The organism is Thiorhodospira sibirica ATCC 700588, from assembly GCF_000227725.2.
Taxonomy (GTDB): Bacteria; Pseudomonadota; Gammaproteobacteria; order Ectothiorhodospirales; family Ectothiorhodospiraceae; genus Thiorhodospira; species Thiorhodospira sibirica.
Window position 1 is genome coordinate 717242 of record NZ_MU255056.1, and the last position, 25434, is coordinate 742675.

26 protein-coding genes and 3 pseudogenes are annotated in these 25434 nt (G+C 56.2%); 7 read left to right on the plus strand and 22 right to left on the minus strand.

Annotated elements, in window-relative coordinates:
• The first annotated feature begins 222 nt into the window (after positions 1-222).
• Both THISIDRAFT_RS03405 and THISIDRAFT_RS03410 read left to right on the plus strand, forming a co-directional pair.
• A pseudogene (locus tag THISIDRAFT_RS03405) lies at positions 223-843 on the plus strand (IS5 family transposase).
• Positions 786-1208 (plus strand): annotated as a pseudogene (locus tag THISIDRAFT_RS03410) (transposase); the annotation flags it as partial. The pseudogenes THISIDRAFT_RS03405 and THISIDRAFT_RS03410, both read left to right, overlap by 58 nt.
• Before the next feature lie 69 nt (positions 1209-1277).
• Here the strand turns inward: THISIDRAFT_RS03410 and THISIDRAFT_RS03415 are convergent.
• Both THISIDRAFT_RS03415 and THISIDRAFT_RS03420 read right to left on the minus strand, forming a co-directional pair.
• Positions 1278-2678: an RNA-guided endonuclease TnpB family protein gene (locus THISIDRAFT_RS03415; RefSeq protein WP_006788266.1), complete on the minus strand. Its 1401-nt coding sequence runs from the start codon at positions 2676-2678 to the stop codon at positions 1278-1280.
• A 50-nt stretch (positions 2679-2728) separates the two neighbouring features.
• Positions 2729-2818, minus strand: a pseudogene (locus THISIDRAFT_RS03420) (MerR family transcriptional regulator); the annotation flags it as partial.
• A gap of 831 nt (positions 2819-3649) precedes the next feature.
• On the opposite strand from THISIDRAFT_RS03420, the gene THISIDRAFT_RS03425 reads away from it, so the two are divergent.
• Together THISIDRAFT_RS03425 and THISIDRAFT_RS03430 are read left to right on the plus strand one after the other, a co-directional pair.
• Positions 3650-4264, plus strand: a complete 615-nt coding sequence (locus THISIDRAFT_RS03425; protein ID WP_006788630.1) for a transposase — start codon at positions 3650-3652, stop codon at positions 4262-4264.
• Positions 4265-4458: 194 nt separating this feature from the next.
• On the plus strand, positions 4459-4878 hold the full coding sequence (locus tag THISIDRAFT_RS03430) for a hypothetical protein (protein WP_139064093.1): 420 nt from the start codon (positions 4459-4461) through the stop codon (positions 4876-4878).
• 95 nt (positions 4879-4973) lie between these two features.
• Here the strand turns inward: THISIDRAFT_RS03430 and bioF are convergent, their stop codons facing one another.
• The 19 genes from bioF to miaB form a co-directional block, all read right to left on the minus strand.
• Positions 4974-6143, minus strand: coding sequence for an 8-amino-7-oxononanoate synthase (gene bioF, locus THISIDRAFT_RS03435; protein ID WP_006788628.1), 1170 nt, complete (start codon positions 6141-6143; stop codon positions 4974-4976).
• A 312-nt stretch (positions 6144-6455) separates the two neighbouring features.
• The gene (locus tag THISIDRAFT_RS03440; RefSeq protein WP_006786378.1) at positions 6456-6935 is read right to left on the minus strand and encodes a transcriptional repressor; all 480 of its coding nucleotides are present in this window, start codon (positions 6933-6935) and stop codon (positions 6456-6458) included.
• Positions 6936-6944: 9 nt separating this feature from the next.
• Positions 6945-8165: an EAL and HDOD domain-containing protein gene (locus THISIDRAFT_RS03445; protein WP_040851451.1), complete on the minus strand. Its 1221-nt coding sequence runs from the start codon at positions 8163-8165 to the stop codon at positions 6945-6947.
• 199 nt (positions 8166-8364) lie between these two features.
• Positions 8365-8745: an aspartate 1-decarboxylase gene (gene panD, locus THISIDRAFT_RS03450; RefSeq protein WP_006786380.1), complete on the minus strand. Its 381-nt coding sequence runs from the start codon at positions 8743-8745 to the stop codon at positions 8365-8367.
• A 62-nt stretch (positions 8746-8807) separates the two neighbouring features.
• A complete protein-coding gene (panC, locus tag THISIDRAFT_RS03455) occupies positions 8808-9668 on the minus strand; it encodes a pantoate--beta-alanine ligase (protein ID WP_006786381.1) in 861 nt (286 codons plus the stop codon).
• 23 nt (positions 9669-9691) lie between these two features.
• Complete coding sequence (panB, locus tag THISIDRAFT_RS03460) at positions 9692-10507, minus strand: 3-methyl-2-oxobutanoate hydroxymethyltransferase (RefSeq protein ID WP_006786382.1); 816 nt, start codon at positions 10505-10507, stop codon at positions 9692-9694.
• Positions 10508-10599: 92 nt separating this feature from the next.
• The gene (folK, locus tag THISIDRAFT_RS03465) at positions 10600-11211 is read right to left on the minus strand and encodes a 2-amino-4-hydroxy-6-hydroxymethyldihydropteridine diphosphokinase (RefSeq protein WP_006786383.1); all 612 of its coding nucleotides are present in this window, start codon (positions 11209-11211) and stop codon (positions 10600-10602) included.
• Between the two features lie 3 nt (positions 11212-11214).
• Positions 11215-11586 (minus strand): Mth938-like domain-containing protein, encoded by a 372-nt coding sequence (locus tag THISIDRAFT_RS03470; protein ID WP_006786384.1) that lies wholly within the window; start codon positions 11584-11586, stop codon positions 11215-11217.
• A gap of 135 nt (positions 11587-11721) precedes the next feature.
• Positions 11722-11931: a carbon storage regulator CsrA gene (csrA, locus tag THISIDRAFT_RS03475; RefSeq protein WP_006786385.1), complete on the minus strand. Its 210-nt coding sequence runs from the start codon at positions 11929-11931 to the stop codon at positions 11722-11724.
• Between the two features lie 226 nt (positions 11932-12157).
• Positions 12158-13384 (minus strand): aspartate kinase, encoded by a 1227-nt coding sequence (locus THISIDRAFT_RS03480; protein ID WP_006786386.1) that lies wholly within the window; start codon positions 13382-13384, stop codon positions 12158-12160.
• A gap of 83 nt (positions 13385-13467) precedes the next feature.
• Entirely contained in the window at positions 13468-16068 is a 2601-nt protein-coding gene (gene alaS, locus THISIDRAFT_RS03485) for an alanine--tRNA ligase (RefSeq protein WP_006786387.1), read from the minus strand.
• Between the two features lie 23 nt (positions 16069-16091).
• The gene (locus tag THISIDRAFT_RS03490) at positions 16092-16583 is read right to left on the minus strand and encodes a regulatory protein RecX (protein WP_006786388.1); all 492 of its coding nucleotides are present in this window, start codon (positions 16581-16583) and stop codon (positions 16092-16094) included.
• On the minus strand, positions 16558-17616 hold the full coding sequence (recA, locus tag THISIDRAFT_RS03495; RefSeq protein WP_006786389.1) for a recombinase RecA: 1059 nt from the start codon (positions 17614-17616) through the stop codon (positions 16558-16560). The genes THISIDRAFT_RS03490 and recA overlap by 26 nt, the downstream gene beginning before the upstream one ends.
• A gap of 131 nt (positions 17617-17747) precedes the next feature.
• Complete coding sequence (locus THISIDRAFT_RS03500) at positions 17748-18266, minus strand: CinA family protein (protein WP_006786390.1); 519 nt, start codon at positions 18264-18266, stop codon at positions 17748-17750.
• The gene (locus THISIDRAFT_RS03505; protein ID WP_006786391.1) at positions 18266-18562 is read right to left on the minus strand and encodes a PilZ domain-containing protein; all 297 of its coding nucleotides are present in this window, start codon (positions 18560-18562) and stop codon (positions 18266-18268) included. The genes THISIDRAFT_RS03500 and THISIDRAFT_RS03505 overlap by 1 nt, the downstream gene beginning before the upstream one ends.
• Complete coding sequence (locus tag THISIDRAFT_RS03510; protein WP_006786392.1) at positions 18559-19410, minus strand: HlyC/CorC family transporter; 852 nt, start codon at positions 19408-19410, stop codon at positions 18559-18561. The genes THISIDRAFT_RS03505 and THISIDRAFT_RS03510 overlap by 4 nt, the downstream gene beginning before the upstream one ends.
• Positions 19403-19867 (minus strand): rRNA maturation RNase YbeY, encoded by a 465-nt coding sequence (ybeY, locus tag THISIDRAFT_RS03515; protein WP_006786393.1) that lies wholly within the window; start codon positions 19865-19867, stop codon positions 19403-19405. The genes THISIDRAFT_RS03510 and ybeY overlap by 8 nt, the downstream gene beginning before the upstream one ends.
• Complete coding sequence (locus THISIDRAFT_RS03520; RefSeq protein ID WP_006786394.1) at positions 19854-20849, minus strand: PhoH family protein; 996 nt, start codon at positions 20847-20849, stop codon at positions 19854-19856. Before THISIDRAFT_RS03520 ends, ybeY begins: the two co-directional genes overlap by 14 nt.
• A gap of 41 nt (positions 20850-20890) precedes the next feature.
• The gene (miaB, locus tag THISIDRAFT_RS03525; RefSeq protein WP_006786395.1) at positions 20891-22210 is read right to left on the minus strand and encodes a tRNA (N6-isopentenyl adenosine(37)-C2)-methylthiotransferase MiaB; all 1320 of its coding nucleotides are present in this window, start codon (positions 22208-22210) and stop codon (positions 20891-20893) included.
• Positions 22211-22607: 397 nt separating this feature from the next.
• Between miaB and THISIDRAFT_RS03530 the strand changes: the two genes are divergently transcribed.
• The gene (locus THISIDRAFT_RS03530; RefSeq protein ID WP_006786396.1) at positions 22608-23585 is read left to right on the plus strand and encodes a malate dehydrogenase; all 978 of its coding nucleotides are present in this window, start codon (positions 22608-22610) and stop codon (positions 23583-23585) included.
• A 117-nt stretch (positions 23586-23702) separates the two neighbouring features.
• On the opposite strand, the gene queF is transcribed toward THISIDRAFT_RS03530, so the two are convergent.
• The gene (gene queF / locus THISIDRAFT_RS03535) at positions 23703-24056 is read right to left on the minus strand and encodes a preQ(1) synthase (RefSeq protein WP_006786397.1); all 354 of its coding nucleotides are present in this window, start codon (positions 24054-24056) and stop codon (positions 23703-23705) included.
• 305 nt (positions 24057-24361) lie between these two features.
• Here queF and THISIDRAFT_RS03540 point away from each other — a divergent pair, with 305 nt between their 5' ends.
• Complete coding sequence (locus THISIDRAFT_RS03540) at positions 24362-24844, plus strand: YajQ family cyclic di-GMP-binding protein (RefSeq protein WP_006786398.1); 483 nt, start codon at positions 24362-24364, stop codon at positions 24842-24844.
• Between the two features lie 289 nt (positions 24845-25133).
• Positions 25134-25424 (plus strand): co-chaperone GroES, encoded by a 291-nt coding sequence (groES, locus tag THISIDRAFT_RS03545; protein WP_006786399.1) that lies wholly within the window; start codon positions 25134-25136, stop codon positions 25422-25424.
• The last annotated feature ends 10 nt before the right edge of the window (positions 25425-25434 follow it).

Below are 25434 nucleotides of genomic sequence, written 5' to 3' on the forward strand. Positions count from 1 at the left end.
TTTTTGCGAATCTTCTTGCTGCATTTCTAGGGCATGTGGGCCACTTCCTAGAAAAAATCGTAGGTTAAGCCATTACGCGATTAATTTCCAAACAGCCTCTAAGGAAATCAACGCCTCCCTTGGCGATCATGATCTGATGCTGCGTGAAGGCCGTATGGTGGACGCCAGCATGATTGCTGCACCGAGCTCGACCAAAACACCGACAACAAGCGCGACCCGGAGATGCATCAGACCAAGAAGGGCAATCAGTGGCACTTCGGCATGAAGGTGCATATCGGTGTTGACGATGAAATTGGGCTGATTCACCGCTTGGAAACCACCGCCGCCAATACGCATGACCGTGAAGTCAGCCATAAGCTACTTCACGGACACGAGCGTCGTGTCTTTGGTGAGGCAGGCTAGCGCGGTATTGAAAAACGCGCAAAACACAGCGAGCGCTCAGTGGATTGGTATATCGCTGAGCGAGCGGGTAAGCGCAAGGAATTTGACCCAGACAGCGCTCAAGCAAAGCTTGAAAAGCTCAAGGCTCAGATTCGCGCCAAGGTAGAGCATCCGTTTCGATACATCAAGCGCGTATTTGGCGACTCCAAGGTTCGCTACCGAGGCCAAGCGAAGAATCGCAACCGTTTTTACGGGCTGGCTGGCTTGACGAACCTGATGATCGCGCAGAAGTTGTTACCCGCATCGGGTTACTACGCCCGAAATCCGTCGATTAGGCGGTTTTCGGGCCAGAAAGCCGCGCACAATGGCCGAAATATGACCATAAATCGCAGTCAAATGATGTTGAGAAGCATTTGCGAAAATGGCGTGGTTTCAAACCAGCGTTATTCAGACCTTCCTTAAAAGACCAACAGCGCCATTATGTGGTTTTCCTGCCGGATACCGATGCCTATGATGACTTCCGGTCAACCCACTTTCAGACCCTGCATGACCAACACTGGCAGATTGAGCAATACCACCGCATGATCAAACAGCTCTGCCATATCGAGAAATTCCAGGTGCGCGGTAAGGTGCCGATACGCAATCCTATCTTTGCCGCTTTGTGCAGTTATGTCCACCTCCAGCAGATGAAGTTCGTTGACATGATCAGCAATGCTTACCCATGGCAATGCCATTTGTACACCCAGGTAGTCGCCGCTTTCGTCCGCAACTTCATGCAAGGTAAGCAGCACCTTAACCCACAATTTCAGTCCACCGTCAATGCGTAAGTCCTAAATCAGGTACTGGTGGAAATACCCGGCGATCCGGGTATCAATCTGGCTATGCCTATTCTGCTGCTAAAAACCTGAACAAAGTTGCTCAGGATAGTTTTTCGGTAATTCGCTCTCCGTTGATAGCGCCCCGAAGGGCGAGCAACTGGAGTCCGGGTTGAGCAGTCCCAACCGGAGGCGCTCAGTCCGTTCCAGCAAGATCGCCTTGACCCGCTTGAACGGGGTAAACCGCTCAATGTCCGGGTCTGATAACCTCGCCAGCACGTTTCGCGCAGCGTTTTGGTCTGCCTGCAACACAACCCCGTCGGAACAGTAAAATTGATCCCCTTGCCGTTTGCCGTCAAGACATCCAGTTCGAGAATCCATTTGCGATGTGTAAGCAGGATTAACGAGAACGACCGTCGAACCTCGACGGCTTGAAACACTGTCAAGTGCTTGGGCAATAACACCTTTCGTCCAGATTGCCAGCCGACGATTGGCATTCTTGCCGAAGGACTTGCTCGCCATGGGGGCGGTTAAATCTTCTGCCGCGATCACGGCGGCTTTATCGACCACCTTGTGAACGGATTGAAATACGATGTCGCGGATGCGCGCATGGGTTTTGCTCATCTGCCGGTTGAGCTTCTTGCGCCCCAAGTTGAACTGGCGAATGTGTTGACGCTTGCGCGGGTTGCGGGTGTTGTTGGCGAGTGCCCGCAGCTTGGCGCGACGCTGGTATTTGATCTTGAGTTTGTCGGAGGTGTCGGTGAGGATCGCGCCTAGTTCCTGGCCGTGGTGGTCGCCGTCGGAATCGACCAAGACTTCGGAGTAGCCTTTATTAACACCCAATGTTTGTGTGCCGCAATCTTGCTTGACTTCAACATCGACGGTGTAATGCACCTCAATACGGTCATCGTCTTTGATGATAATGCGCAGGGTGCCGGTCGGCTCAACGGTGGTATTCAGTGGAATGGCGATGCGTTGACCTTTCACCAAGCCGGGAATTTTGATCCAGGCGCGCCCACCCCGTTGAAAGGTGGTGTAGTTATCCGAGCGCACGACAATCTGGTTGTGCGTGTGATTGTGACCATGCTTCCAGTGCTTGCGCATCACTCGGCGTAAATAAGGATCGTGTACCCAGGCGTTGCCTTTGAGCGCGGTGAACAGGCGTTTTTGTTCGCTCTTGTCCTGGGTGTGACGCAAGATGCAGCGGCGCGCTTTGACCTTGGCCGCTTCCATAGTGGCGGTGATGTCGCCTTTGGCATCGCGCAGCGTCTCTTTCCAAGCATTGGCCGAGACCGGGAAAACGCGGCCTTGGCCCAGCCAGGCGTCACGAATCTGGCGGTCGCTTAACCCAACGCCGCCAATCGAGCCAAAACACTGCCAAGTCTCGGAGCGCACCTGCCCGAGTCGTCGCGCCTGTTCGCGCAACGCCCCGACCTTGCCCTGGTTCGGGCGCTTGGCGTGCAAAATCCGCGTGACTTTCATTCGCACAAATCCTTGGGCTGGCGAACGGGCATCTCGGCAAAGTCCTCCTTGAGCTTCCCCTCGCGCTCCCAGCGCCGAATTGTCGAGGGTGCTTTCCCGATCCGTTTCGCAAACTCGTTAATGCGATATATCTTGCTCATATAAGCGATTATAGATATTTGCAGAAAAAAATCAAGCAACAGTTTTTAGCTCCATAAACCTAGGAATCTCATCAATATGAGCGTAGATAATATCTCGGCGTTTTTTGAACGCTTGTATTAAATGCTGCTTGGATAGCTCAACAGCGCGATCCATAAAATCTAGCTTAGTGCGGTCATCAGCATTCTGCTCCTAAAAACCTAAACAAAGTTGCTTATGCGATTTTTAGGCACTTCGCTCTCCGTTGATAACACCCTTGCGGGCGAGCAACTGGAGTCCTGGTTGAGCAGTCCCAACCGAATGGCCGGTCAACACCGGCAACATGGGCGGTTTCAGCCGTCGAAACCCAGCTTGCGCCATAAAAGTGGCCTCGGCGTTCATCCTGAACAGAGAACAACTTTGCGATTCGACTTCGACCCCGACCATGGAACGCGAAACCTTCGCGTTTGTAGATAACATATCTACAATGGAGAATTCTGATAAACAATGAAGAAAAAATAAAGAACTGTTTTTTGCTCTAATCCTTGCCACCCATCACGTTTATGGTAAACGCTAAGGATTCACTGAACTGAGATCATGGAGGTGAGCATGGGAAGCGTCAAATGCGTGGCAGAAGAAGTGGCCCGAAGTCTGCGCGAAGCGCATCCGGGGTTGCGTAAGACGGTGGTCGACAAACGGGCGCTGGCTGTTGGATTGATGCTCGAGGGGCAAACGTCGAACACGGTGGAGTTGGCGAACATGTTACCGCTACGCGTGGGGGATCGGCGTTACCGCTGGCGTGGTGCGCCGAGGAGGGCGCGGCCCATCTCGGTTGGGAGACGCAACGGGGGCTGTTGGAGCGGGTTCGCTCCTGGGTACCGCCGGGGACGCGGGTATTACTCTCAGCCGATCGGTTCTATCCCGGCGTGGCGCTGTTGGAGTGGCTCCAAGCCCAAGGCTGGAGTTGCCGGCTGCGGCTCAAGGGCCACCTGCGCCTCGACATTGGGCAGAGCGAGGAGACGACCACGGGGGCACTGGCCCAAAGTGTGCGCGAGCGCTACCTCACTGATGTCGGGCTGTTTGCCTGCGGGGTGCGCACCCTCTTCGGGATCCTGCACGACCCTGGACATCCACAGCCCTGGATCATCGCGATGGACACCCCACCGACGCCCGCCCGCGTCTTGGATGACGCCGCCCGGTGGTCCATTGAGCCGATGTTCTCGGATTTCAAAAGCCGCAACTTCAACCTCCAGCACGCTGATCGTCTGGAGCGCCTCGTCCTGATCATGGTCCTGATCATGGTCCTGATCATGGTCCTGATCATGGCCCTGTCCATGTATGGGTGTGTGTGCGTGGGACGCGCCGAGGCGCGCGCCGCGCTAACCCCCTTGAAAAAAAGTCCAGACTCAACACAACCCCGCGCATGGGACCTTCAGAAAAGCCTCTCGCAGTCCGGTGTCCTGGTTTAAACGCGGCCTGCGCTATCTGCAGCGCTGCCTCCAAAACAACATCCCGTTACCCCCTTTTTATGCCCGCGAGTAGCTGATCGGTGGTAAGGCTCTTGACCCTGCGGATTGAGGGTTGGATACTTCCACAGGCAAGGTGGCCTCGGTCTGTTTGGCTTGGCCACCACGATACCGACTGACTTTTACGCAGGAGAGGCATGATGACGACCGACAGTAATGTGAAGGAGTTTATTGAGGAAATTAAACTCCGGGTGTTTGATGATCAGTTCATTGATCGCGAGGAGGAGCGCGAGTTGTTGCAGATCGCGATTCAAAAAGGGCTTGGCGTGGATAAAGGGCTGGCGTTTATCCGTCAGGTAGCGGCGGAAAAGGGCATCGTGGTGGAGCGCGAGGCCAATGATCGGGTGAAGGAGATTCTGGAGCGCTTTGCGGCCAATGATGGGGTGGTGGATAAGAAGGAATTTGAGGATGCATTGGCTTTGTATAAGTCCGCGACCAAGGGCAAGATTCCTGATCCGGAAATGAAACGCCGTTTGAAGCAGTTGATGGTTGATCAGGGCTGGAAAGCGAAGGAAGGCGGGCTGTTTGGTTCCAAGTGGTTTTCAGCCATCAGTTGATGGTATTGCCGTGAAACACGGGGGCCTGTTCAAGCGGCAGGCGCCCCAGTATGGCTTTAAATCTGGCCGAGTATAACTCGGCGCTCCCAAAAGGCCTACTCAAGCGGCAGGCGCGCCAGTGCGGCCAGCAGATGATCCACATGCGCCTGTTCGTGTGCTGCACTTAAGGTAATTCGCAGTCGGGCGCTGCCCGCAGGCACGGTGGGCGGGCGGATGGCCGGTACCAGCAGGCCGTTTTCCAGTAGATAGGCGCTGCATTGCAGCGCCTTTTCGCTCTCACCCAGGATGATGGGCTGGATGGGGGTGTGGCTGTCCAGAAGGGTTAAACCCAGGGCCTGGGCTTTGCCGCGAAAATATTGGATCAATTCATGCAAATGGGTGCGCCGCCAAGGCTCTTCCTGCAGTAGTTGCAGACTGGTCAGGGTGGCATGGGCCAGCGCCGGGGGGGAGGCGGTGGTGTAGATGTAGCTGCGGGCGGTTTGCATCAGGTAGGCTATCAAGGCTTCACTGCCCGCCACAAAGGCCCCGGCGGTACCCAACGCCTTGCCCAGCGTGCCGATCAATACCGGGACTTCATCTTCGCGCAAACCATACTGCGCCACGGTGCCGGCCCCATCCGGGCCTAGCACGCCGATACCATGCGCATCATCCACCACTAGGGCGGCCTGATGCTGTTGTGCTATCTGGGCTAACTGCGGCAAGGGGGCGATGTCGCCATCCATGCTAAACACGCCATCGCTGATGATCAGGGTCGGTGTATGCGCGGTGTCATGTTGACTCAAGCGGCGTTGCAGGTGCGCCAGATCCCGATGCCGATAGCGCAGCCAGCGCGCCCTGGATAACCTTGCGCCATCCAGCAGCGAGGCGTGATTCAAACGATCCTGTAAAATCAGCCCGCCTTGCGTCATCAAAGCCTGCAAGACCCCCAGATTGGCCAGATAGCCCGATGAAAATAACAGGGCTGCCGGGCGTTGCAGCAGGCGCGCCAGGGCCTGTTCCAGGGCATGATGCGCCTGGCTATGCCCATTGACCAGATGGGCCGCGCCGCTGCCCACGCCGTAGCGCTGTATCCCTTCCACAAAGGCCGCCCTGACTTTAGGATGCTGGGCCAGCCCCAGATAGTCATTGGCACAAAAAGCCAGCGCCGGCTTGCCGTCGATGATCTGCTCAGGCTGCTGCGCACCGTCCAGCACGCGGCGCTGACGGTATAACCCTTGTACCTGCCGACGGGCCAGTAATGCAGGAATCTGTTCAAGCGGGTTCATCAGTTTGCGCGGGAAACCCCGGCCGCAAGGCCAAGGAGGGATAGCGCAGCACGCAAAGCGTGCTCCTGTTCCCGAGGCCTCCTCTTTGGTAGCTTGCTCTCTTTATACATGGATGCTATCTTCATTTTAACCGCCGGGCTGGCGGGGTTAGTCTGTGGAGAAACTGTAAGTCCGGTGTCTCTTTGAGGCATTTGGCAGGTCTCGGCGAAGCAGAAAGCGCTCAGCAGCAATGCTGGGAATCCCCGTCCTTCCTGCCTGCCGCGACGCACGCGGCGCAGGCAGGTAGGGCGGAGAGGATGTCAAGTGTGCGATTTAAGGCTCAGCCACCCCCACGCAAGCGCGGCAGATGCCCTGGATCTCAAAGATTTGCTGTTGTATGACAAAGCCTTGCTGGTGGATTTTTTGCTGTAATGCGGAGTTGATCCAATGGCCTTTCAATTCCTGAATCTGGCCACAGGTGCGGCAGATCAGCAAACAGCATTGATGGTGTGTATCCGGCCAGGGACAGCCGACGTAGGCATTCAGGCTTTCGATACGGTGGATGAGGCCCTGTTCCAGTAAAAAATCCAGGGTGCGATACACGGTGGGGGGTTTGACCATGTGCTCGCGTGAGCTGAGATCGCGGATCAGGTCATAGGCCTTGACCGCTTCATGCGTCTGCCAGATCTGCGTCAAAACCATCCGGCGCAGGCGGGTCAGTTTGACGCTACGTTGTGTGCATAGGTGTTGTGCGGTTTCCAGCGCCTGATGAATGCAGCGCTGGTGATTCTGTGGGTTGTCGCAATCGTGCATGAGTGTCAGTTATGAGATATCCACGCCCATTTCTTCAATAAAGGCGTGGGCCCAGTTAAGGGATTCAAAATACAGTTGGCTGGTGTGGTGCTCATTCAGTTGGGCAAAATGGCGACACTGATCAATGGTGCCGGATTCAAACAAAATGACACAGCTTAGGGCCTCGCCCATTGATCCCTTGTGTTCAAGCAGGGCGTCGGTGATGTCTTGCGCCAAGGGGAGTTCTTCAAGGATTTCCGGCATGGGAATTTGCAACAGCTGATCGAGTACCGAAAACAGGCCGACCATGAAATATTTTTCCGAGCCTTGTTGCCCGGTATGCCGGGCCAACAGCTCACACATTCGCGCCCGGACAAAGGCTTCCTTGATCAAGACCGTGGGCTGTTCGTTGATTCCGGCCAGCGTCAGGAGAGTGACCCATTTGCGAATGGCCTCGGTTCCCAGAAGGGTGACGGCGTGGCGCACGCTGTCTACCTTGCGCCCCAGACCAAAAAAAGCGGAGTTGATCAGCCGCAGAAGTTGGTAACTGATCGAAATATCTAAGGAAATCAGGCGTTGCAGTTCTTCCAGATTCAGTTCGCTGTCTTGAAACTGTGCCATGAGGCGCATCAGGGAGAGGCGATTGGGCGGGATGGTTTTGCCCCGACAGATCACGGGGCGGGCGAGATGGTAGCCTTGGAAATAGGAAAAACCGAGTTCTATGCAGAGGTCGTGCTGTGTCTGGTTTTCTATCTTTTCCGCCAGCAGCTGTGTTCCGGTGGGGGATAAATACCGCAGCTGGGCAAGCAGTTCATTTTTGCTTTTATTTTGGACTTCAAGTTTGACAATATCGGCCAAGTCGAGAAAGGCCGCATTATTGACCTCATACACCCAATCATCCAGCGCAATCTTGAAGCCTTCCCGCGAGAGCTGGGCCACCGCCTGCAAGATGGGTTCATCGGCAACCACATTTTCCAGGACTTCAAGCACCACCCGTTGCTTGGGGAGGGTATTGAGTACGCCACTGGCCAGCAGGTTATGCGTGACATTGATGAAGGCAAGCTGCTGCTCGGCGAGTACATTCAATCCTACGGCGGTCATCGCCTGCAAAATCAGATGACAGGAGGCCTGATCGCCGTCCAGAATATTGGCATTCTGGTCCGCCTCGGTTTCCCGAAACAGCAGTTCATAGGCATATACATCGCCCGCACGATCATAGATCGGCTGCCGTGCAATAAAAACGTCCGTCATAGGAACATTCATCCCTTGAGTATCCAGAGGCCTCCCTCATGGCTCCTTATATTTTCCAAGAGCAATCCGCGTCCGAGGGGAGGTAACCCAACGCGCTATATTTACTGTATCAGCCACATAAGTTTAACGATAAAGCATACATACCAATAGGGCAAAACGCCGGGTTTGAAGCCTCCCATCACGACCGGTCAGGGCATATTCAGGCGGCCTGCTCAGGGATTTCTTCACCCATACGTACAATCTGGTTGCGCCCGTCAAAATAACACAAGGTGGGCTTGAAACGCTCCGCCTGGGCCGCATCCATCTGGGTATAGGCGCAGATGATGACGCGATCCCCTGGACTGGCCTTGTGTGCGGCGGCGCCATTGACCGAGATCACGCCACTGCCGGCCTCGGCACGGATGGCATAGGTCACAAAGCGTTCCCCATTGGCCAGATTGTAAATATGAATCTGTTCGTAAGGACGAATCCCTGATGCTTCTAGCAAATGTGCGTCGATTGCGCAAGACCCTTCGTATTCTAATTCGGAATGGGTCACAGTTACCTTGTGTAATTTGCACTTGAGTAATGTAAGCAACATGGTGGATATCCTCGCAAAGCGTAAAGGTCAAGTATAGGAAAAAAGGCGTGCATTATGCGCGATCAAGGGCCATGCGGCAAATCCAGAGGGCAATTATCAATCAGGCGCGCTTTACCTAGCCAGGCACTGGCAAGAATCACCCGTTGTCGGTCAGCGGGCGTAGGTAGTGCCAGGTCATGGCGACGGCGCACGGTGAGGTATTCCGGCAAGAAACCCGCAGCCTGTAAATCTTTCAGGGCGCGTGCTTCGTGTAGCGCGATAGGCTCAGCAGAACTCAGCAGCGCTGTGCGCAGTTGTTGCAGCGTGCGATAGAGCGCCGGGGCTTGCGCGCGCTGTTGTGGGGTGAGATAGCTGTTGCGCGAACTCATGGCCAACCCATCGCTTTCGCGCAGGGTGGGGTGGGCGATGATGTTGACCGGGATGTTGAGATCTTCGACCATGCGCTGAATCAGCAACAGCTGCTGAAAGTCTTTTTCACCAAACACCGCGCACTGGGGACGTACCAGATTGAACAGTTTGCAAACCACCGTCGCGACTCCAGCAAAATGTCCTTTGCGGTGTTCGCCTTCCAGAATCTCGCTCAGGGTGGGTACGATGACCGTGCTGATGTCATGCAGGGGGCGAGGATAGATGAGCTGCGCACTTGGGGCAAACAGTACATCCACCTGATGGGTCTCAAGCAAGGCACGGTCGGCGTCCAAGGTACGCGGGTAGGCCGCGAGATCCTCGGCGCGATCAAATTGCAGGGGATTGACAAATACGCTGACCACGACCCGCTCAGCCACGCGGCGGGCGTGCTGGATTAATGCCAGATGACCGGCATGAAGATTGCCCATGGTCGGTACCAGGGCGATGGATTGATCCTGTTGGCGCCATGCCGCCAAGGCATTGTCCAGGGCATGTGGGGTGGTAACAGAGAGCATTGGGAGCGATTTTCCGGATTGAGCTACTGACTGAATAGATGCTGGGCGTCGGGGAATTGCCGCTGGCGCACGGCCTCGACATAGGACGCCAGTGCGCCTTGCACGGTTCCGCTGCTCTGTAAGAAATCTTTGGCAAAGCGGGGCAGGCGCTCGCTCATGCCGAGCACATCGTGCAACACCAGAATCTGGCCATCGCAGTCTGCCCCCGCGCCAATACCAATCACCGGGATGCTGACCCGTGAGCGGATTTGCCCGGCCAGGGGGGCGGGGACGCATTCCAGCAATAATAAATCCGCCCCGGCATCCTGTAATTGGAGCGCATCACTGAGCATACGTTCCGCCGCCCCGGCATCACGCCCCTGCACACGATAGGCGCCCAGTTTATGTATGGATTGCGGGCGCAGTCCCAGATGTGCGCACACCGGAACGCCATGCGCCGCCAATGCCGCCACCACCTCGGCCTGACTGGCGTCGCCTTCCAGCTTGACCGCCTGCACACCGCCTTCCTGCATCAGGCGGGCGGCATTGTGCAGGGCTTGTTTGGGATCACAATAGCTCATGAACGGCATATCAGCCATCACGAAGGCTTGCTGGGTGCCACGCACCACCATCTGCGCATGATAAATCATGTGATCCATGTTGACCGGGATGGTGCTTTCATGTCCTTGCACCACCATCCCCAGGGAATCGCCCACCAGAATTAAATCAACCCCGGCCTGTTCCAGCAGGCGGGCAAAGCCTGCATCGTAGGCCGTCAGGCTGACAATGGGCTGCCCCGCTTGGCGCAGGGTGCGCAAATACTCAATGCTGATGCGACCGTTTGCTTTGGATACGCTCATAAAATGTGCAGTTCGTGTGGTGAGTCGGTGTTATGCGGCCTGGGATGCTTGGCGTTGATCTGGCCACCGGCTGATGGCAGTGGACCTGATCTTTAAAGCGGCGCCTTGCGTGGTGCGGCAGACGCGCCGACTTGAACCTGCCAGACGCCGCAGGGCTGCTGTGGATGCGTTAATACCGGCTGAAGCCCCTCGGCGGGACAGTGTGCAAGCAATGTCGTTAATGACCCCAGTCCGGGAATATTTAACGTGGGTGCAATTTCTGCCAAAGGATACAACACAAAGGCGCGCATGGGCAGCCCCGGATGGGGAAGCGTCAGTTGGGGATGTTGCATCTGTTGCTGTCCATACAGCAGCAAATCCAGATCCAGCGTGCGTGGCCCCCAACGTACCCCATTGCGCGTGCGGCCCTGCTGTTGTTCCAGATCCTGCAAGGCCTGAAGCAAGGCAAAGGGATCCAGGGTTGAGCTGAGTTCGGCCACGGCATTGACATAATCGGGCTGGTCAATCGGCCCCATCGGCGGGTTTTGGTAGAGCTGCGAATGCTGGCGCAGGCGTGTACCGGGCAGACGATCCAAAGCCTGTAAGGCGCGCTGGAGTTGTGCGACGGGGTGATCCAGATTGGCCCCCAGACCGACATAGCATATCACCGCCTGCGATGCTGAGGCGCTTTGCGTCAGGGGGGCGGTTGGGTGCGCTGCATTCAAGGATCAGTCCTGCCATAATGCCGCCGCCACATGACGGCCTTCGGAAACAAGGAGGTTATAGGTTCGACATGCGGCCTCGGTGCGCATCATCTCAAAGCCGATGCCTTTTGCATAGACCTTGGCCATCAGCGGCTGCATGGCGGAGTAGGGCGCATGCTGGCACCCCAATAACAAAAGTTCTGGCGGCTGCTGGAGCAAAGATAGCAGCTGTTCCAGGTCGAGCTGCGCCGCAGGGGTATGAATCCCGTCGGCAATCACTTGCGTGGGGGTAATCAGTAAATGGCTATGGTAGGCCCGATGATTCACCCAAATCTGCCCGTCGGCATAAGCCGTGACCCAATTGACCCCATCGGGCAGGTCTTGCTGCATTTTCATGGTGCAATATTTGAAGATGTCATGGCACTGCGTTGGCAGTGCAAGGCGGCGGGGTGAGCAGCGCTGAATGGACGCTGTGGCAAGGTGTCAAAATCATGCCTCGCCCGCAACGGACGAGGCATGGAAAAGCCAGGATCAGGAGTTTCCACCTGCGACAAAGCCAGCCTGTTGCTGCTCTTCTTGTTCGCGCTTGATGCGTTCGTAAATCTCTTCACGATGCACTGCTATATCTTTGGGGGCATTGATGCCAATCCGTACCTGATTACCTTTAACACCCAGCACGGTTACGGCAACTTCGTCACCGATCATCAGGGTTTCGCCTACACGACGCGTCAAAATTAACATAGTCCTTCTCTCCAAAAATAACTTCAATCACCTAAGTGGCTATACCAGACGTCTTGATCCGGTATCTCCAGCGTCTGGCCGGTCATCATCTATTTAATTGTTTAATATGTATGGTTTTTTTCTTGCCAAAGCCCAAGGCCTGACAAGCATACACCGAAAAACCCACGGTATATGGAGCACACCCAAAGGGTCTGCTGCATTCTTTGAGCGCACGGCTTACATCAGCTCAGTCCACTGTGGGATTTTCCAGGCCAAAGGCATCGTGCAGGGCACGTACACCCAGCTCCAGATATTTTTCATCCACCACCACAGAGATCTTGATCTCAGAGGTAGAAATCATGCGGATGTTAATGCCTACCGAGGCCAGCGTCTTGAACATCTGGCTGGCAATACCGGCGTGCGAACGCATCCCCACACCCACCAGGGAAATCTTGACGATCTTTTTGTCGCCAGAGACTTGCCGCGCCCCGAGTTTGTCGGCTTGTAGCTGTAAAAGACCCAGCGCTTTGTCGTAATCGTTGCGGTGTACGGTGAAGGTAAAGTCGGTGGTGCCATCTGCGCCGATGTTTTGCACGATCATATCGACTTCGATATTGGCATCGGCAATGGGGCCCAGGATTTGGTAGGCAACGCCCGGCTGATCCGGAACGCCCAGCACGGTCAGCTGTGCCTCATTTTGATTAAAAGCAATGCCCGAAATGAGGGCTTGTTCCATGACGTTTTCCTCAAGCGTGATGAGTGTGCCCTCGCCTTCCTTGAAGCTGGACAGCACCCTTAAAGGGACATTGTATTTGCCGGCAAATTCCACCGACCGAATCTGCAAAACCTTGGAGCCCAAACTGGCCATTTCCAGCATCTCCTCAAAGGTGATGCGTGAGAGGCGCCGGGCGTTGGGTACGACTCTGGGATCAGTGGTGTAAACGCCGTCCACATCGGTATAGATCTGGCATTCCTGGGCCTTGAGTGCCGCCGCCAGCGCCACTGCGGTGGTATCGGAACCGCCTCGGCCCAGGGTCGTGATATTGCCATGTTCGTCCACGCCCTGAAAGCCTGCCACCACAATGGCATAGCCATCCGCCAGATCACGGCGAATCCGGGCGCCATCAATATCGCGAATCCGCGCCTTGTTGTGGGCGCTGTCGGTCAGGATTTGTACCTGGGCGCCGGTATAGGAGCGCGCCAGACAACCCTTGTTATTCAAGGCCATGGCAAGCAGGGCAATGGTGACCTGCTCGCCCGTGGACAGCAACACATCCAGCTCACGGCCATCAATGCCGGGGTTGATTTCGCGGGCCAGACCCAGCAGGCGATCCGTTTCGCCGCTCATCGCCGAGACCACCACCACGACATCATGTCCGTTGCGGCGGTAATCAATGACCTTATCCGCAACATGCTGGATGCGTTCTACGGTGCCCACTGAGGTACCGCCAAATTTTTGTACAATCAATGCCATCGGTATCAGCCTGATGAGGATGAAAGAGTGACCCTGAACAGGGTCAACATCGTTGGTATATAAGGCATCATCTACGTAACAGGCTAGAGGATGCGCTCTTGTATCCAGCCGGATACCGTATTCAATGCCCCTGGCAGGGCCTGCGGATTTGTGCCGCCGGCCATCGCCATATCGGGGCGACCGCCGCCCTTACCGCCGACCTGCTGGGCCACCATATTGACCAGCTCACCGGCGGGCAGACGCTTGCTCAAACCGGGCGTCACGCCGGCCACCAGACTGACCTTGCCATCCTGTATGGTCGCCAGTACCACCGCAGCTTCACCCAGTTTGTTCTTAAGCTGATCGACGGTTTCGCGCAAGGATTTGGGATCGGCACCACTGAGCTCGGCGCTCAATACCTTGATTCCCGCCACATCCACAACCTGTTCAAGCAGCGCTTGCCCGGCCTGGGAAGCGAGTTTGGCTTTCAAGGTCTCAAGTTCCTTTTCCAGGCCTTTGCTGCGCTCTAACAACTGGCTCAGCTTATCGCCCAGCTCACTGCGGCTGGTACGCAAGACCCCCGCCAATGAGAACAGCTCATGTTCCGTGCTGCGCACATAGTCCAGGGCGCGCTCACCGCTGAGGGCTTCAATGCGCCGTACCCCGGAGGCAACCCCGGATTCTGCGACGATCTTGAACAGACCGATGTCGCCGGTGCGTTCGACATGCACCCCGCCGCATAATTCCACCGAAAAAGGCCCCATCGACAAAACCCGCACTTCGGCACCGTATTTTTCCCCAAATAAGGCCAGGGCACCGGATTCCAGGGCGGCCTGCATCGGCATCAGTTGCGCCTTGGTCTTGGCATTGGTACGGATGGCGTAGTTGACATGGCGCTCAATGCGCTCCAGTTGTTCTGGCGTCAGCGGCTCAAAATGGGAAAAATCAAAGCGCAGACGTTCCGGGGCGACCAGTGAGCCTTTTTGCTGCACATGATCGCCCAGAATTTCTCGCAGGGCTGCGTGTAACAAATGGGTGGCCGAATGATTCAGGACAATCGCCAGACGCCGCTCGGCATCAATGTGTGCGCCTAAGGTCTCGCCGCAGCGAATCGTCCCATGTTGCACCACGCCAAAGTGTACATGCGCCTGTCCTTGTTTTTTGGTATCGCGCACCACAAAGCAGGTATCCACGCGGCGCAGCTCGCCGGTATCGCCGACCTGTCCGCCCGATTCGGCATAAAAGGGGGTGTGGTTGAGCACCACACCGCCTTCTTCACCCGCTTGGAGCGCCTCAACCACCTGCCCCGCTTTATTCAACAGGGCCACCACCTCGCCTTCGTCCTGCTCGTATTCATAGCCGGTGAACTCGCTGCTGACATCCAGCTGAATTTCGCCGGGGTAGTCCATGTCAAAGTGGCTGGCAGCGCGCGCTCGGGCGCGTTGTGCCGCCATTTCCTGTTCAAAACCGTGCAGATCCAGCGACAGGCCGCGCTCACGGGCAATATCAGCGGTCAGATCCACCGGGAAGCCATAGGTGTCGTAGAGCAAAAAGACGGTATGCCCTGGGAGGGTTTTTCCCTGCAGGTCTTTGATGTCCTGCTCCAGGATATGCAGCCCCTTGGCCAGCGTTTCGCTAAAGCGTTCCTCTTCCTGACGCAGAATGCGTTCAACCAGGGACTGTGATTTGACCAGCTCTGGATAGGCCTCGCCCATCACTGCGCTCAGGGTGGCCACCAGGCGATAAAAGAAGGCGTCCTGCAAGCCCAGCTTGTGCCCATGTCGCACTGCCCGGCGGATAATGCGGCGCAGCACATAGCCGCGTCCTTCATTGGAAGGCAACACCCCATCGGCAATCAAAAAGCTGCACGAGCGAATATGATCGGCAATGACTTTCAAGGAGGGATTGTGTCGATCTGCACACCCGGCCAAGTCCGCAGTGGCCTCAATCAGGCGCTGAAAAATGTCGATTTCGTAGTTGGAATGCACACCCTGCATCACCGCTGCCAGACGCTCAAGCCCCATGCCCGTGTCTACGGAAGGCTTGGGCAGCGGATGTAATACACCTTGGGCATCGCGGTTGTATTGCATGAACACGAGATTCCAGATCTCGACATAGCGATCACCGTCAGCATCGGGTGAGCCCGGTGGGCCGCCGGGAATCTCGGGCCCATGATCATAAAAGATCTCCGAGCAGGGCCCGCACGGGCCGGTATCCCCCATCGCCCAGAAATTATCCGCTGCGCCGATACGGGCAAACCGCGCTGGATCCACTCCAATCTCGTTGAGCCAGATCGCAGCGGCCTCGTCGTCTTCCTCAAACACCGTCACCCACAGGCGCTGCGCGGGAATCTTCAGAACCTGCGTCAGATAGCGCCACGCCAGTTCAATGGCATCACGCTTGAAATAATCGCCGAAGCTGAAATTTCCCAGCATTTCAAAGAAAGTATGATGGCGGGCGGTATAGCCGACATTTTCTAAATCGTTGTGTTTGCCACCGGCGCGGACACAGCGCTGCGCACTGGCGGCCCGCACATACCCCAAGGATTCGCGTCCTAAAAAAACATCCTTGAAGGGCACCATGCCGGCATTGGTAAATAGCAGGGTGGGATCGTTCTCAGGGACCAGCGCACTGGAAGGCACGACCTCATGGCCATGACTCCGGAAGTAGTCAAGAAAACTGGAACGAATATCAGCACTTTTCAATGCATATCTCCTGCAAACACAAATTAAATGCCCTCGTCACATGCGCAAGGGTCTTGATCAAGCGCCTGGTAGCTCAGCGGCGCGGGGAAACCGCGCTGCATAAGAAAACGCACCCGGCGGGCGCGTTCATGTTCTGTTTCGGCCATGCCATGACCACCAAAGCGACGGCGTAGCGCCTGTCTGGCGGTATCGAGTTCATCATGCAGCGCCTCGCTCAGTCCATCACGGATAAGCTCTGCATCCACGCCGCGCTGGCGCAATTCGGCAATGATACGCAAAGAACCGTAGCCCTGTTGGACACGGTGGCGGATAAAGGATTCCACAAAGCGGCTTTCGCTTTGCAGCGCGTGTGTCTCTAAATGCGTCAATGTAGCTTCAATCGTGGCCGCATCCACCCCGCGCTGCCTGAGTTTTTGCGCCAGTTCCGCACGGGAATGCTCCCGGCGGGCCAACAGGCGCAGCGCCAACTGGCGCGCATCGGCAACCGGCTTAGGGCGCTGCCGGGGTGGATACACTGTCAAACTCCGCTCGCGGGGTGTCTGATCCGGTCAAGGACTGAGGCGCAAAATATTTCTGCCGGATCTGCTGTTCAATCTCCTGCGCAAGCTCCGGCTTTTCCTTCAGAAACTGGCGCGCATTGTCTTTGCCCTGACCGATGCGCTCACCTTGGTAGCTGTACCACGAGCCGGATTTATCAATCAGGCCGTCTTTTACGCCAATATCAATGAGTTCACCCAAACGCGAGATCCCCTCGCCATAGAGAATCTCAAAGGTGGCTTCCTTGAAGGGGGGTGCCATCTTGTTCTTGATGACCTTCACCCGCGTGTCATTGCCAATGACCTCATCGCCTTTTTTGATCGAGCCGATGCGGCGGATATCCAGGCGCACCGAGGCATAAAATTTCAGCGCATTGCCCCCGGTGGTGGTTTCCGGCGAACCAAACATCACCCCGATTTTCATGCGAATCTGATTGATGAAGATCACTAACGTATTGGAGCGCTGGATATTGGCGGTGAGCTTGCGCAGCGCCTGTGACATCAGACGTGCCTGCAAACCGACATGGGTATCGCCCATCTCGCCCTCAATTTCTGCCTTGGGTGTCAACGCCGCGACGGAATCGATCACCACGATATCCACCCCGCCAGAACGCACCAGCATATCGGCAATTTCCAGCGCCTGCTCGCCGGTGTCCGGTTGCGACACCAACAGCTCGTCAATATCCACACCAATCCGGCGGGCATAGCCCGGATCCAGGGCATGTTCAGCATCAATAAAAGCGGCAGTCCCGCCGGCGCGCTGTGCCTGGGCAATCACTTGCAAGGTCAGCGTAGTTTTCCCCGAGGACTCCGGGCCAAAGATCTCAACGACGCGCCCCTTGGGTAAACCACCGATACCCAGGGCAATATCCAAGGCCAGCGAGCCGGTGGAAATGGCCTCAATATCGCGCACGGCGGCCCCACCCCCCATGCGAATCACCGCGCCCTTGCCAAACTGGCGTTCGATCTGGGTTAATGCCGCCGATAATTGTTTCTTACGATCTTCATCCATGCCCGAACCTCTGCAATTTAAGCTGAAAGGATAAAAACAGCCTTAATAGGCAGGAATTGTCACATATTTTAACCGGGTGTGTCAGCAGGATTTATATTGAATGGGTCACACTCAAGGCAAAAAACCGGCCATCAGCACGATGCTGTGCCGCCGTTGGCGTCGCTGATGCAGCGAATCAGCGCCCTCAGGGCAAAGTGTGCCGCCTGGGCACGGATACGCTCTCGGCTGCCGTGAAACTGCTGTGTGCAGGTGTGCGTCTTTGCCGTACGCAAGGCCCAGGCAAAACAGACCGTGCCGACCGGTTTGTCCGGTGTTCCACCGCTCGGCCCGGCAATCCCGGTAATCGCCAATGCCAGATCGGCAGCACTCTGCGCCAAGGCTCCTTGCGCCATCGCCTGGGCCACCGGCTCACTCACCGCCCCGTGCCTTTGCAGCAGGCTTTCGGCCACCCCGAGCAATTGCATTTTGGCGGCATTGCTGTAGGTGACAAATCCGCATTCAAACCACATCGAAGCGCCAGGAATCGCGGTGAGTGTTGCCGAAACCAGGCCGCCGGTACACGATTCTGCGGTGGCCAGGTGCAGCCCCCGGGTGGCCAGACACTCGCCCAATTGCAGCGCCTGCGCGTGTAGCTCAGGGAGCGGTGACATCAGCGCAGCATCTGACAGATACGCGCCGCCATGACAAAGCCATCATTTTCCGGCGTAACCCGCAAAACCTCCACCTCGGCATCCAATGGTGAGACCAGGGTTTTATCCGGCGCCACCAGAACCCGCAGACGGGCGCCAGGGGCAAAGGCGTGTGTGCAATAAAAAGAGACGCCCTCGGCGCTGAGATTGCGCCCCATCGCAGCGTGATGCAAGCCTGTGCTCATTTCGGTGACTTCAATGGGCCAGTTAAACTGCATCCGGTAGAAATCACGACGGTCTTCGTAATCGATATTCATGCAGGGTTTTCCCGGTGGCGTATTTCCAGCAGATGAACACGGCGATTATCCGCACGCAGAATGTGCACCCGAAACTGGTCGATCTCCAGTTCTTCGCCGCGTTTGGGAACATGACCAAAGCGATTGACCACAAACCCGCCGATGGTATCAAACTCATCTTCGTTGTAACTGGTCTGAAAATAGGCATTGAATTCATCCATCGGGGTCAATGCCTTGACCGTATAGCGCCCATTGGCATGGGGCATGATCTGGCTGAGGTAATCCACAATATCATGCTCATCGTCAATCTCACCGACGATTTGCTCCAGAACATCCTCAATGGTCACCAGTCCGGCTACGCCGCTATACTCATCGACCACAATCGCCATGTGGTTGCGGCTGTTGCGAAACTCGCGCAACAGCACATTCAGGCGTTTGCTCTCCGGCACAAACACCGGCGGGCGCAGCACCTCTTGCATCATAAAAGGCTCATCACAATCCGGCGCGAGATAGCGCAATAAGTCCTTGGCCAGCAAAATACCCACCACCTCGTCGCGATCCTCGCCGATCACCGGAAAACGCGAATGGGCCGATTCGATCAAGGTCGGCAGAATATCCATCAGCGTGGCATCGCGGCGCACCACATCCATCTGCGCGCGCGGAATCATGATGTCACGCACCTGCATCTCGGCCACCTGCAAGACGCCTTCAATCATCCCCAACGCATCAAAATCCAGGAGTTTGCGCTGGTTGGCATTGCGCAAAAGCTCGATGAGCTGGGATCGGTCACGCGGTTCGCCGGTTAACGCATGGCTTAAGCGCTCCAGCCAGCTACGTAAGGGAGGTTCACTGCCAGATTGTTCATTCATAAGGGTTAGAGTATGCCAGCTGGTTGAGAATCCGGGTTTCCAAGGCTTCCATGACGGTGGCCTCGTGATCAGTGAGATGATCATGGCCCCGCAAATGCAATACGCCATGCACGACCATGTGCGCGCAATGGGCACGCACGCTTTTACCCTGGGTCTGCGCCTCACTTATCACCACCGGGGCGCAGATGAGAATATCCCCTAAGTAAGTCAGGTGTTGATCGTAGGGGGCGTGCAACACAAAAGACAGCACATTGGTCGGGCCTGATTTGCCGCGATACTGCTGGTTGAGCAGCGCACTCTCTGGCGCATCCAGCAGGCGGATCAGCAGCGCCGAGGGGGGCATATCCTCCAGCGCCGCTGTCGCGATGCGGCGCAAGGTCTGCGCCGCAGGCAGGCCGCGCCGCGCACAGGCATATTGTATCGTGATGTGATGCGGGGAAAGTTCAGGCCTTGCCATCAGCTTCGTAGGCCTCGATGATCCGTTGCACCAAGGGATGGCGCACCACATCGCGTGAGGTAAAAAAGGTAAAACTGACCCCATCGACGGCATTGAGCACCTTGATCACATGCCGCAATCCCGATTGGCGGTGTGAGGGCAGGTCCGTCTGCGTGACATCGCCATTGACCACGGCGGTAGAACCAAAGCCGATGCGGGTTAAAAACATCTTCATCTGATCGACCGTAGTATTTTGCGCCTCATCAAGAATCACAAAGGCATCATTCAAGGTGCGCCCCCGCATATAGGCCAAGGGCGCGACCTCAATCACCTGCCGCTCAATCAGTTTGCCGACCTTCTCAAAGCCCAGCATCTCATAGAGCGCGTCATACATCGGGCGCAGATAGGGGTCGATTTTTTGCGCCAGATCCCCCGGCAAAAAGCCCAGCCGCTCACCCGCTTCCACGGCCGGGCGCACCAATAATAAACGCCGTACCCGCTCGCTTTCCAGCGCCTCGCAGGCTGCCGCCACCGCCAGATAGGTTTTGCCCGTACCCGCCGGGCCAATGCCAAAATTTAAATCATGGGTGCGGATGTTATGCAAATAGCGATTTTGATTATGACCCCGGCCCCGGATCACGCCATAACGCAATTTCAGCACCGCTTCATCAGGGAGGGTATCGCCCGTTGGACCACTGAGCAGGCGCTCAACATGGGCGGTTTGCAGATGCAAATGCACCCGCTGCGGGGTCAGGCTTTCGGTAGCCGTGATGCGGTAAAGATCCTGCAACACCTCATGCGCGGCGTGTACCGTCGACGCCTCGCCGATCACATCAAACCGGTTGCCACGATGGTTGATTTCCACACCGAGGCGCTGTTCCAGTAGGCGCAAATGTTGGTCAAACTGGCCACACAGACTGGCCAGGCGTTGATTATCCACCGGCTCCAGAGAAAGCGGCACCGTCAGCGGATGGGGGCTATCAGAATGAGGAATGTCTATCAAAATACCTAAAACCTGCCGTCAATAATGACATCATCTTGGGGTTAAACGAGTTCACCGCGCAGGGTGTTCGTCAAGGCGTCGGTGATCCGCACCGCCACCGTCTGCCCGATCCGCGCAGACGCCGCGGGGAAGTTAATCACGCGGTTTTGGCTGGAGCGCCCGGTGAGCCACTGCGGATCTTTTTTGGAAGGCCCTTCGACCAGCACCTGCACCACCTGCCCCAGCATGGCCTCACTGTGTGCCTGCACCCGCGCATTGAGCAGGCTTTGCAGACGCATCAAGCGCGTCTTTTTTTCCGCCAGCGTAACCGCATCGGCCAGCATTGCCGCCGGTGTTCCCGGGCGCCGACTGTAGACAAAACTGAAGGATTGATCAAAATCCACATCCTCAATCAGACGCAGGGTCGCGGCAAAATCCTCCTCCGTCTCTCCCGGAAAGCCTACAATAAAGTCAGAGGAAATCAAGATATCCGGACGCGCCTGGCGCAATTTGCGCACCAGCGATTTATATTCCAGGGCAGTATGGCCGCGCTTCATCGCCGCCAGAATGCGATCCGAACCGCTTTGCACCGGCAAATGCACATGACTAGCCAGCGCCGGAATCTCAGCAAAAGCCTCAATCAGGCTGGGGGAAAAATCCAGCGGATGCGAGGTGGTAAAGCGAATGCGCTCAATGCCCGCAATCTGGGACACAAAATACATCAACAGTGCCAGATCGCCCGTCCCGCCATCATCCATTAACCCCTCGTAGGCATTGACATTCTGCCCCAGCAGCGTCACCTCGCGCACACCTTGCGCGGCCAAGGCGCTGATTTCACGCAAGATATCCTCACAGGGACGGCTGACCTCCGCGCCACGCGTATAAGGCACCACGCAATAGGCGCAATATTTACTGCATCCCTCCATCACCGACACAAAGGCCACCGGCCCCTCGGCACGCGGCGGCGGCAAGTGGTCGAATTTTTCAATCTCGGGAAAAGAGACATCCATCTGCGTAGCGCCCTGGATGCGCGCCGCGCTCAACATCTGCGGCAGACGGTGCAGGGTCTGCGGGCCAAAAATCACATCCACAAACGGTGCCCGCGCCCGCAGCGCCTCACCTTCCTGACTGGCCACACAGCCGCCCACGCCAATCAACACCTCCGGTCGGCGCTGCTTGAGCTGACGCCAACGCCCTAATTGAGAAAAAACCTTCTCCTGGGCTTTTTCGCGTACCGAGCAGGTATTGAGCAACAACACATCCGCCAGCAGGGGATCATCCGTCGGCTGCATCTGCGCATCCGTCATTAACACATCGCAAATCTTGCCAGAGTCATACTCATTCATCTGACAACCGTGCGTTTGAATAAAAAAGCGTTGCATAAGACCGTTTCGTATGAATCCTGAAAAAAGAAAAAGTAGCGCCTAAACGGCGGGATTTGCAAAATGTGTGGCTGCTATGTACCCACAAAAAGAGCAATGCGTAAGTCGGGAGCCATCTCATCAGATTGCCCGCCAAAATCCCCGGATATCCAAAGCACTGGCCGCGTATCTTACCAATCACCAGCGCCCCATGTCACAAATTCTGCGCCAGCGCGGCGCGGCTGTGAGATTTTCCGCTGCTCGGGTGATCGGTGGCCAGCGGAAATGGTGTAAACACGCCGCTCCCCTACCCCCAATGGGCGGCTTGGGCTAAAATCGCGCATTCAAACCCGCCATTCACCCCACTAAATAAGGAGGAGCGCATGTCCTGATTGGGCATGGCGTTAAATACTTTTTGATGAAAACACCTGTACGCGTTACTGTCACCGGCGCCGCCGGACAAATCAGCTATTCCTTGTTATTTCGCATTGCCGCTGGCGACATGCTGGGCAAAGACCAGCCGGTAATTTTGCAACTTCTGGAAATCACCCCGGCGCTGGAGGCCCTTAAAGGGGTGGCGATGGAGCTCAATGATTGCGCATTCCCGCTGCTGGCTGGGATCGTGCAGACCGATGACCCGATGGTGGCCTTCAAGGATGCGCAATACGCCTTGTTGGTGGGTGCGCGCCCACGCGGCCCTGGTATGGAACGCAAAGACCTGCTGGAAGCCAATGCAGCGATTTTTTCCACCCAGGGTAAGGCCATCAATGCGGTGGCTAGCCGCGATATCAAGGTCTTGGTGGTGGGTAATCCGGCCAATACCAATGCCCTGATTGCCCAGCGCAATGCCCCAGACATTAATCCACGCCAATTCACCGCGATGACCCGCCTGGATCATAACCGCGCCATTGCCCAATTAGCCGAAAAAACCGGAGCCACGGTCAATGATGTCAGCCAGATGGTGATTTGGGGCAACCATTCCTCAACCCAGTATCCTGATTTGCATCATACCCAGGTTGGTTCACGTCCGGCGCTTGAGCTGGTTGATCAAGCCTGGTATGAAGGCACCTACATCCCGGAAGTGCAGCAGCGCGGTGCCGCCATCATCAAGGCACGCGGTGCCTCATCGGCCGCCTCCGCCGCCTCTGCCGCCATTGACCACATGCGCGACTGGGCCGCAGGTACCGGTTCATCCTGGGTTTCTATGGCGGTGTACAGCGACGGCGCCTATGGCGTGCAAGAAGGATTGATCTATTCTTTCCCATGCACCTGTCAGGGCAGTGACTGGAAAATCATCCAGGGTCTGGACATCAATGAATTTTCCCGCGCCCGGATGCAGGCCACAGAACAAGAGCTGGCCGAAGAGCGCGATGCCGTGAAGCATCTCCTGCCTTAAAACGCTTACCGCACGCCACAGCCTGGCGCCGCCTGCACAGCAGGCGATGCCAGTGCTGCCCAAGCCTGATAACCCTCCTCACGCAAACAAACTGCCAATTTACGCCGATTTATTTGTTTATTGGCGGTGTTCGACCGTGACCGTGGTGTAGATGCCACCGCGCACATTAAAGATGGCGCTTAGGCGCATAAAGCGAGGTTGCAACAGGGTAACAAGGTCTTCGAGGATGCGGTTGGTGATGGCCTCATGAAAAGCCCCCTGATCGCGGAATGACCAAACATACAGCTTGAGCGATTTAAGCTCTACACACAGCGCATCGGGAATATAGGAAAGCTCCAGCGTGGCAAAATCGGGCTGGCCCGTCTTGGGACACAGGCAGGTAAACTCGGGGATGCGCATTTCAATGGTGTAATCGCGCTCGGGTGCCGGATTGGGGAAGGTTTCTAAAACAGCGGTTGAAGATGCGGACATGGGATCATCTGCTCAAATGCAGGCATTGTACGGGTTAGCCAGAAAACATCAAGCCGCACCCCACCCTCAACACCCAGCCGTTCCAGATTTGCCCTGCGCTTTGTCGCATGCGCTGCCGTGGTGGCTGCGTCGCTTCCAGTACAGCAGCTCAATGTTGGTCAAATCATTGTTTTATATTCAAGATCTGCGGAAATTTCTGGCGCATGAGCACCTTGCTTTTTCGGAAGTCCGCTGTCGATACAGCGGGGCGTATTGAAATATGCTAGGCTTTGGCGGTTTAAGCCATGTGAGAGGATTCGTGATTCATGCCGTCATTTGATGTGGTTTCTGAAGTAGATATGCACGAGTTGCACAATGCGGTGGATCAGACCAACCGCGAAATCGACACCCGCTATGATTTCAAAGGCTCCAGCGCCCGCGTGGAGCAAAATGAGGCGGAGCTGGTGGTGTCGGGGGATTCTGAGTTTCAGATCAACCAGATTCTGGATATCCTGCACCAGCGCATCAGCAAGCGTGGGATTGATATAGCCTGTCTGGAGCCGGGCAAAATTGAAGAAGGCACAGGCAAGGCGCGCCTTGCCATTACCGTGCGCCAGGGCATCGATCAGGATCAGGCCCGCAAGCTGACCCGTCTGATCAAAGACAGCAAGATCAAGGTGCAGGCTGCCGTACAAGGTGAAAAGCTGCGTGTCACCGGCAAAAAACGCGACGACCTGCAAGCGGTCATTGCCTTATTAAAACAAGCAGATGTCGGTCTGCCGCTGCAATTTAATAACTTCCGCGATTAACGCCCCACCCCTGCCGGAAACGCCACCCTCCGACCCGCCGCAACTCCGCTCAAGCCTTGCAAGGAATCGCCGGATTTTACCCGGCGATTTTTACATCAAGCGCGTGCTGCAAGGGTGGCAAGCCGCCACACCGCGTACCACTGCACGAGCCATGATCCCAGGCAGGGGCTTGACTTCCTGATTTTTGCCATTATCATTAGCACTCACTTGAGGCGAGTGCTAACAATTTCAAAAAGCCTCAATCTCCTGACCATCAACCCAATCTGTACAACTTGAGGAGTTCACATCTATGAATATCCGTCCTTTGCATGATCGTGTGATCATCAAGCGCATGGAAGAAGAGCGCACCACCCCCGGTGGCATCGTGATCCCCGATACCGCCAAAGAAAAGCCCATCAAAGGCCAGGTGCTGGCAGTCGGCAAAGGTAAGCTTCAGGAAAATGGCGATGTACGTCCATTGGATGTGAAGGTAGGCGACAAAGTGCTGTTTGGTAAATACTCCGGCACGGAAATCAAGGTCGATGGCGAAGAGCTGCTCGTCATGCGCGAAGAAGACATCATGGCCGTGATTGAAGGCTGATCAGCGCCTT

Coding starts and splice junctions, on each gene's coding strand:
- THISIDRAFT_RS03415 (WP_006788266.1), bottom strand. CDS start 2,678: ATGAAAGTCACGCGGATTTTGCACGCCAAGCGCCCGAACCAGGGCAAG.
- THISIDRAFT_RS03430 (WP_139064093.1), top strand. CDS start 4,459: ATGATGACGACCGACAGTAATGTGAAGGAGTTTATTGAGGAAATTAAA.
- bioF (WP_006788628.1), bottom strand. CDS start 6,143: ATGAACCCGCTTGAACAGATTCCTGCATTACTGGCCCGTCGGCAGGTA.
- THISIDRAFT_RS03440 (WP_006786378.1), bottom strand. CDS start 6,935: ATGCACGATTGCGACAACCCACAGAATCACCAGCGCTGCATTCATCAG.
- THISIDRAFT_RS03445 (WP_040851451.1), bottom strand. CDS start 8,165: ATGACGGACGTTTTTATTGCACGGCAGCCGATCTATGATCGTGCGGGC.
- panD (WP_006786380.1), bottom strand. CDS start 8,745: ATGTTGCTTACATTACTCAAGTGCAAATTACACAAGGTAACTGTGACC.
- panC (WP_006786381.1), bottom strand. CDS start 9,668: ATGCTCTCTGTTACCACCCCACATGCCCTGGACAATGCCTTGGCGGCA.
- panB (WP_006786382.1), bottom strand. CDS start 10,507: ATGAGCGTATCCAAAGCAAACGGTCGCATCAGCATTGAGTATTTGCGC.
- THISIDRAFT_RS03470 (WP_006786384.1), bottom strand. CDS start 11,586: ATGAAAATGCAGCAAGACCTGCCCGATGGGGTCAATTGGGTCACGGCT.
- csrA (WP_006786385.1), bottom strand. CDS start 11,931: ATGTTAATTTTGACGCGTCGTGTAGGCGAAACCCTGATGATCGGTGAC.
- THISIDRAFT_RS03480 (WP_006786386.1), bottom strand. CDS start 13,384: ATGGCATTGATTGTACAAAAATTTGGCGGTACCTCAGTGGGCACCGTA.
- recA (WP_006786389.1), bottom strand. CDS start 17,616: ATGGATGAAGATCGTAAGAAACAATTATCGGCGGCATTAACCCAGATC.
- THISIDRAFT_RS03500 (WP_006786390.1), bottom strand. CDS start 18,266: ATGTCACCGCTCCCTGAGCTACACGCGCAGGCGCTGCAATTGGGCGAG.
- THISIDRAFT_RS03505 (WP_006786391.1), bottom strand. CDS start 18,562: ATGAATATCGATTACGAAGACCGTCGTGATTTCTACCGGATGCAGTTT.
- THISIDRAFT_RS03510 (WP_006786392.1), bottom strand. CDS start 19,410: ATGAATGAACAATCTGGCAGTGAACCTCCCTTACGTAGCTGGCTGGAG.
- ybeY (WP_006786393.1), bottom strand. CDS start 19,867: ATGGCAAGGCCTGAACTTTCCCCGCATCACATCACGATACAATATGCC.
- miaB (WP_006786395.1), bottom strand. CDS start 22,210: ATGCAACGCTTTTTTATTCAAACGCACGGTTGTCAGATGAATGAGTAT.
- THISIDRAFT_RS03530 (WP_006786396.1), top strand. CDS start 22,608: ATGAAAACACCTGTACGCGTTACTGTCACCGGCGCCGCCGGACAAATC.
- queF (WP_006786397.1), bottom strand. CDS start 24,056: ATGTCCGCATCTTCAACCGCTGTTTTAGAAACCTTCCCCAATCCGGCA.
- THISIDRAFT_RS03540 (WP_006786398.1), top strand. CDS start 24,362: ATGCCGTCATTTGATGTGGTTTCTGAAGTAGATATGCACGAGTTGCAC.
- groES (WP_006786399.1), top strand. CDS start 25,134: ATGAATATCCGTCCTTTGCATGATCGTGTGATCATCAAGCGCATGGAA.